The following is a 6,352-nucleotide window of genomic DNA, read 5'->3' as shown; positions in this document are numbered from 1 at the left end:
CTCTCCGCGAGGTCGGTGAGAGTTGGATTCGTGGAGAGTCCCCCTCACCCGGAATCCGCGCTTTGCGCGAATTCCAGCCTCTCCCCGCAGGCAGGGAGAGGCGATCAGAGCGTCGCAGTACCAGGTCACGCCTTGCTCAGGCCGGCCGCCTTCATCGCTTCGCCCATCTGGGCGTCGCCCTTGTCCATGAAGCCGGCGAAATGGGCGGCATCGCCCCACACGGTGCCGAAGCCGCGATTGCTCATGAAGTCCTTGAACTCGGCGGAGTCGTAGACCTTCTTCAGCGCCGCGGTGAGCTTCGTTGCGATCTCCGGCGGCAGGTTCTTGGGTGCGCCGATGCCGCGCCAGGCGCCGGTCGCGTAATCGATGCCCATCGCCTCCTTCAGCGTCGGCACGTCCTTGAAGATCGGGTTGCGCGCCGGTGCCATGATGGCGAGGCTCCTGGCCTTGCCGGCCTCGATAATGGCGCGCGCTTCCGGCACCGAGCAGGTGGTGAGGTCGAGGCCGCCGGCGGCGAGATCCTGCATAGCGGGCGCCGCGCCGTTGGAGGGCACCCAGGCGACCTGGTTGGCGGGCAGGCCCATCGCCTGCATCCAGCCGACCAGCGCCAGATGCCAGATGCCGCCCTGGCCGGTACCCGAAGCCTTGAATTTGCCCGGGGGCGCCGCCTTGATCGCCTCGGCGAGCTCCTTGACCGTCTTGTACGGCGAGGAGGAGGAGACCTGAATGCCGGGCGGATCCTCGTTCATCAGCGCCAGCGGCGTGTAGCTCTTTGGCGTCAGGTCGGTGAGGCCCTGCCAGTGCATCATCGAGATTTCGACCGTCAGCATCCCGATGGTGTAGCCGTCGGGCTGTGCGGTTGCGATCGCGCTATGGCCGACGACGCCGGAGCCGCCGGTGCGGTTGACCACGTTGAAGGGCTGGCCGAGATCCTTCTCGAGCAGCGCCGCGACGATGCGTGCGGTCGCGTCGGTGCCACCGCCAGCGCCCCAGGGCACGATCACGGTGACCGGCCGCGCCGGATAGGTTTGCGCGCGTGCGGGCTTGAAGCCGAAAGCGGCGGATGCCGCAACGGCGGCGGATGAAGCCGCAAAGGTGCGGCGCGAAATCTTGGACATTGAATGCCTCCCAGCGGCGCCCGTGACGTCGGGCGCTCTTGTCAACGGCGGCATTCTAGTCGGCTTTGCGGCGCCGCTGCAAGGTAGCGCTACCAATGAGATCGCAGTGTTGTGTGAAAGCTGGAGGCCCATCGGAAAGGGCAGTCGGAAATCGGGTGGGTTTTGCCTGCGCAAGTCGCCAACCTCAGCGCGTAACGCAAGCCAAAGGCAAGCCATGACCCAAGCCTATTACAGCGCCGTGCTGGACCACCCGCTGGACGAAGTCTGGTCGCTGATCCGCGATTTCAACAACTATCCCGCTTACATCGACGGGGTGAGCGAGAGCGTGATCGAAGACGACAAGCGCGGCGACGAAGTCGGCGCCATCAGGCGCTTCTGCTACCTCGGAAACTGGATCCGCCAGCGCTTGGTCGATCAGTCGGACCGGCAGCACACCCTGACCTATGCCGGTCTCGAAGCGCTGCCATATCCGCAAGATGACGGGAGCAAAGGGGAGAGCCAAGCGCCAGCGCCGACGCGCTACCAGGGCACCATGCATCTGCGCCCGATCATCGAAGGCGACCGCACTCTCATCGAATGGTCGGTCGCCCTCGATACGGAGCCTGCGGATGCCGATCGCTGGCAAGCCCTGTTTGGCTCCTGGATCCCCGATTGGACGGATTCGCTTGCGCGAACCTTGGCTCGGGCCCGTCCGCGCTCCAGTTAGCGACCGCTTACTGCGCGTCCGCGTCGCCCTTCGGCCGTGCGCCGCCGAAGATGCGTGTGCCTTCCACCGTGAGATAGGGTTTCAGCGTTTCCCACGGCACGAACGCGACATATTCGCCCTCGGCGTAGGGGCCGACCGCATAGGGCGGGTAATGGAAAGTGAGGCCGGAGCTCTTGCCCGCTTCGGTCGAGGGCGCGAGCGTCACTGCGCCGATCCTGAGCAGGCTCGGCGCGACGCCCTTGAACCACTCGTCGGTCGCGGTCTCGCTGGTGTCGCGCTTCTTCTTTTCGGCTTTCAGCGAGACGAGCACGGCCTTCACCATCGCCTTCATGGTCGCCCCGTTGTCGGCGGTCTCGGCGAAGAACGGGCGGATCGAGATGCGCTTGTTCTCGGTCTTGTCCCACAGGATCGTGTTTACGTCCGAGTTCGGATGGGCACCGTGCGTGTCCATGTAGTCGTTGCGCAGGACGCTGACGTAGCGATCGGCAATCACCGAGCGGATCATGTATCTGCGCTCAAAATCCCAGCCGCCGTCCTTGAAGAACTGCGGATCCTCCTTGCGCGAGGCAGCGGCTTCGGCCGCGTTCTTGTCGAGCCATTTCTTGCCCTCGGCCAGGCAATCGGCTGCCAGCGCCGTATCGGCCTTGATCTTGTCGTCGAGGAAGATTCGCGCCTCGATGCTCTTGGTCTTGATGACGGCGTCGGGCTTGGGGTCGGCTGCGAGGGTGGAAAACACGCACGTTGCGCTCAGCGCCAGGGCGACGCTCAAGCTGGTCATGAATTTCAAGGACAGTGCTCCTGCGTGAGCGTCAGAATATTTCGACAATGTCGTCTGCGCTGTGCGGCGCAAACCGGGGGGAGATGGAACGGCGAACAGTTGCCTGTGCCTGCAAGCCGGTCGCATCTTCGATGATGTGTTCGACGTCGATCAGGTTGAGTAGTGAAAAAGAGGTATCCGGCCTGATCTCGACGAGGACATCGATGTCGCTGTCAGGGCGATAGTCGTCGCGGGCGCGCGAGCCGAAGATGGCAAGCTTCGATACGCCCTTGCCTTTGATGGCATCCGCATTCTTACGTATCGCAGCGATGATTTCGTCACGTGTCATGGACACAACCTGGCCGGTCACACGGCCAGTCTATCATCTACTCCGCCGCCTCGCTATGCCCGAGCCGGGCGTTCAGCTTGCGGATCAGCTCCTCGGCTGCGTCCGCGATCACGGTGCCGGGCGGGAAGATGGCTTCGGCGCCGGCGGCATAGAGCGCGTCGTAATCCTGCGGCGGCACCACGCCGCCGACGATGATCATGATGTCGTCGCGGCCCTGCTTCTTCAGCGCCGCCTTCAGCTCGGGCACGGCGGTAAGATGGGCGGCGGCGAGTGAGGAGACGCCGAGGATATGCACGTCGTTCTCGACCGCTTGCCGCGCGGCTTCATCCGCCGTGGCGAACAGCGGCCCGATGTCGACGTCGAAGCCGATGTCGGCGAAGGCTGACGCAATCACCTTCTGGCCGCGGTCGTGGCCGTCCTGGCCGATCTTGGCGACGAGGATGCGCGGGCGGCGGCCCTCCGCCTCCTCGAAGGCGTCGATCAGCGCCTGAACCTTCTCGACCTGACTGCCCATGCTGGACGCCTCCCGCTTGTAGACGCCGGTGATGGACTTGATCTCGGCGCGGTGTCGGCCGAACACCTTCTCCATCGCCTCCGAAATCTCGCCGACGGTCGCCTTGGCCCGCGCCGCGTCGATGGCGAGCGCAAGCAGATTGCCGTTGCCTTCGCCGGCCGAGCGCGTCAGCGCGGCGAGCGCGGCATCGACGTCCTTCTGATTGCGCTCGGATTTCAGCCGCGTCAGCTTGTCGATCTGCAAGCGGCGAACATTGGTGTTGTCGACCTTGAGGATGTCGATGGGAGCTTCGTCGGTCGGCTTGTATTTGTTGACGCCGATCACGGCCTGCTTGCCGGCATCGATACGGGCCTGCGTCTTGGCCGAGGCCTCCTCGATGCGCAGTTTCGGCACGCCGGCCTCGATGGCCTTGGCCATGCCGCCGAGCTCCTCGACCTCCTGGATGTGGCTCCAGGCCTTGGCCGCGAGGTCGCGCGTCAGCCGCTCGACATAATACGAACCGCCCCAGGGATCGATGATGCGGGTGGTGCCGCTCTCCTGCTGCAGGAACAGCTGGGTGTTGCGGGCGATGCGCGCCGAGAAATCGGTCGGCAGCGCCAAGGCCTCGTCGAGCGCATTGGTGTGCAGCGACTGGGTGTGGCCTTGGGTGGCCGCCATGGCCTCCACCGTCGTGCGCATCACGTTGTTGAAGACGTCCTGCGCCGTCAGTGACCAGCCCGAGGTCTGGCTATGCGTGCGCAGCGATAGCGAGCGCGGATCTTTCGGATTGAACGGTTTCAGCAGCTTCGCCCAGAGCAGGCGCGCAGCGCGCAGCTTGGCGACTTCCATGAAGAAGTTCATGCCGATCGCCCAGAAGAACGACAGGCGCGGCGCGAAGCGGTCGACGTCGAGGCCGGCGGCAAGACCGGCGCGCAGATATTCGACGCCGTCGGCGAGCGTATAGGCGAGCTCGAGGTCCTGTGTGGCGCCGGCCTCCTGCATGTGATAGCCGGAGATGGAAATAGAGTTGTACTTCGGCATCTTCTGCGAGGTGTAGGCGAAGATGTCCGAGATGATCCGCATCGAAGGCGCGGGCGGATAGATGTAGGTGTTGCGCACCATGAACTCTTTCAGAATGTCGTTCTGAATCGTCCCTGAGAGTTTCTCCGGTGGCACGCCCTGTTCCTCGGCGGCCGCGACATAGAGCGCCAGGATCGGCAGCACCGCGCCGTTCATGGTCATGGACACGCTCATCTGGTCGAGCGGAATCCCCGCGAACAGCGTGCGCATGTCGTAGATGGAGTCGATGGCAACGCCGGCCATGCCGACATCGCCGCCGACGCGCGGATGATCGCTGTCATACCCGCGATGGGTGGCGAGGTCGAAGGCGACCGAGAGGCCCTTTTGCCCTGCCGCGAGGTTGCGACGGTAGAATGCGTTGGAATCCTCCGCCGTGGAGAAGCCGGCATATTGCCTGACGGTCCAGGGCTGGTTGACATACATGGTCGGGTAGGGACCACGCAGATAGGGCGCGATGCCGGGATAAGTCTCGAGGAAATCGAGCCCGGCGACATCTGCCTCGCCATAAGCGGGCTTCACTAGAATGCCCTCGGGCGTCAGCCACGGCTCGGCGCTGCCGGCGGGCGCGGCGGTGGTTGTGCGCGCGAAGGCGACGTCTGCGAAATTGGGAATGCGGCTCATGGTCTCAACCATATGATAGACGCTCAATCATGATCCGGATGCTGATGGCTGACGATGGTCGCCATCTTCTCCGGTCCGTAATTCTGTTGCGTGGTCTGGCTCGGCAGGTTGGCGATGCCGACCACCCAGCCGAGGCGGGACTCGGTGCCGAACTGCCGCGTCGGGATGACGCGGTCGGGGTGGTCGAAGGTACCGGTCATGATCTCGATCCGGTCACCGTCGATGCGGCCAAAGCTCAGCGGCGTGCCGCAGGCGGCGCAAAAGCCGCGCTCGGCGATCGAGGAGGAGCGGAAGAACGACGGCTGCCCCTTGGTCCAGGCAAAGTCCATCTTGTTGATGTCGGCGAAGGAAGCGAATGGCGCGCCGGCAGCCTTCTGGCACATCCGGCAGTGGCAGATCGAGATCCTCGTCGGCGCCGTCATGACTCCAAAGCGCACGGCGCCGCATTGGCAGCCGCCGGTGAGAACGGGTTTGCTGGTTTCGGTCATGCCTGTTCCATCCGTCGATAGGCGTCTTGCAGCGTCGCAAGCGCATTGCCGCCGGCGAAGACGAAACCGCTGACGCCGGCCGCGCGCAGCGCCGCCTCGGCATCAGTCGGGCAGCCTGCCAGATAGATATGCCGCGCGCCTGCCGTTTGCAGGGCCCGTGCCGCGGCTTCGGCGTGTTCCGCATAGACCTTGTCGCTGGAACAAAGGCAGGCGAGTTCGGCGCCGGAGGCCTTGAGGGCGGCCGCGAGCTTGGCCGGATCGGCAAAACCCTCGCTGTCGACGGCCTGGATGCCGCCGGCTTCGAAGAAGCTCTTGGCAAAGGTCGCCCGTGCCGTGAAATCGGCGGGCGTGCCGAGATTGACCAAGAACACTTTTGGCCGCGCGCCACGCGCCTTCAACGCGGCATCCGACTTGTCGCGCAGCGCCTCGAACGGTTCCGCCAGCCGGATCGGCGGTAGCGCCTCGAATTTGTATTTTTGCTCACCGTAAGCCGGAAGCGCGACAGGCGTCGCCCTCAGCACGACCGTCTCGCTCTCGTGCAGATTTGGAAACTCGCTGGCGCCTGTCAGCACGTCGCGGCGCTTTGCGATGTTGGCGTCACGCGCTTTTCGCGTCGCCGCGACCTTGCCCTGGAACAGACCCTGCTGAAGCGCTGCGAAGGCGCCGCCGGCTTTCTCGCTCTCCTGGAATAGCGCCCAGGCGGCGTCGCAGAGCTGCGCCGTCAGCGTCTCGGTGCCGCC

7 protein-coding genes are annotated in these 6,352 nt (G+C 64.8%); 1 reads left to right on the top strand and 6 read right to left on the bottom strand.

The features are described from left to right. Nucleotides 1-125: 125 nt before the first annotated feature. Nucleotides 126-1,118 (bottom strand): tripartite tricarboxylate transporter substrate binding protein, encoded by a 993-nt coding sequence (locus CWO91_RS41030; protein ID WP_130221000.1) that lies wholly within the window; start codon nucleotides 1,116-1,118, stop codon nucleotides 126-128. Between the two features lie 214 nt (nucleotides 1,119-1,332). On the opposite strand from CWO91_RS41030, the gene CWO91_RS41025 reads away from it, so the two are divergent. Continuing rightward, a complete protein-coding gene (locus tag CWO91_RS41025) occupies nucleotides 1,333-1,824 on the top strand; it encodes an SRPBCC family protein (RefSeq protein ID WP_130220999.1) in 492 nt (163 codons plus the stop codon). A gap of 7 nt (nucleotides 1,825-1,831) precedes the next feature. On the opposite strand, the gene CWO91_RS41020 is transcribed toward CWO91_RS41025, so the two are convergent. From CWO91_RS41020 to CWO91_RS41000, 5 genes are all read right to left on the bottom strand, one after another. Continuing rightward, the gene (locus CWO91_RS41020; protein ID WP_130221002.1) at nucleotides 1,832-2,602 is read right to left on the bottom strand and encodes an RsiV family protein; all 771 of its coding nucleotides are present in this window, start codon (nucleotides 2,600-2,602) and stop codon (nucleotides 1,832-1,834) included. A 31-nt stretch (nucleotides 2,603-2,633) separates the two neighbouring features. Then, the gene (locus tag CWO91_RS41015) at nucleotides 2,634-2,930 is read right to left on the bottom strand and encodes a nucleotidyltransferase family protein (RefSeq protein ID WP_130220998.1); all 297 of its coding nucleotides are present in this window, start codon (nucleotides 2,928-2,930) and stop codon (nucleotides 2,634-2,636) included. Between the two features lie 37 nt (nucleotides 2,931-2,967). Beyond that, entirely contained in the window at nucleotides 2,968-5,124 is a 2,157-nt protein-coding gene (gene scpA / locus CWO91_RS41010) for a methylmalonyl-CoA mutase (protein ID WP_130221001.1), read from the bottom strand. Between the two features lie 23 nt (nucleotides 5,125-5,147). Beyond that, nucleotides 5,148-5,612 (bottom strand): GFA family protein, encoded by a 465-nt coding sequence (locus tag CWO91_RS41005; RefSeq protein ID WP_130220997.1) that lies wholly within the window; start codon nucleotides 5,610-5,612, stop codon nucleotides 5,148-5,150. Further along, on the bottom strand, nucleotides 5,609-6,352 hold a 744-nt coding region (locus tag CWO91_RS41000), incomplete at its 5' end, for a methylmalonyl-CoA mutase family protein (protein WP_245471538.1). The genes CWO91_RS41005 and CWO91_RS41000, both read right to left, overlap by 4 nt.

Origin of the sequence: Bradyrhizobium genosp. SA-3, from assembly GCF_004212635.1 — a bacterium.
Classification (GTDB): Bacteria; Pseudomonadota; Alphaproteobacteria; order Rhizobiales; family Xanthobacteraceae; genus Bradyrhizobium.
The sequence above is the reverse complement of the archived record's forward strand: the minus strand, read 5'-3'. Positions and strand labels throughout refer to the sequence as shown.

What these genes read in the sequence shown, in the direction of transcription:
- scpA (WP_130221001.1), bottom strand. Translation starts at nt 5,124, where the DNA reads ATGAGCCGCATTCCCAATTTCGCAGACGTCGCCTTCGCGCGCACAACC.
- CWO91_RS41020 (WP_130221002.1), bottom strand. Translation starts at nt 2,602, where the DNA reads ATGACCAGCTTGAGCGTCGCCCTGGCGCTGAGCGCAACGTGCGTGTTT.
- CWO91_RS41015 (WP_130220998.1), bottom strand. Translation starts at nt 2,930, where the DNA reads ATGACACGTGACGAAATCATCGCTGCGATACGTAAGAATGCGGATGCC.
- CWO91_RS41030 (WP_130221000.1), bottom strand. Translation starts at nt 1,118, where the DNA reads ATGTCCAAGATTTCGCGCCGCACCTTTGCGGCTTCATCCGCCGCCGTT.
- CWO91_RS41025 (WP_130220999.1), top strand. Translation starts at nt 1,333, where the DNA reads ATGACCCAAGCCTATTACAGCGCCGTGCTGGACCACCCGCTGGACGAA.
- CWO91_RS41005 (WP_130220997.1), bottom strand. Translation starts at nt 5,612, where the DNA reads ATGACCGAAACCAGCAAACCCGTTCTCACCGGCGGCTGCCAATGCGGC.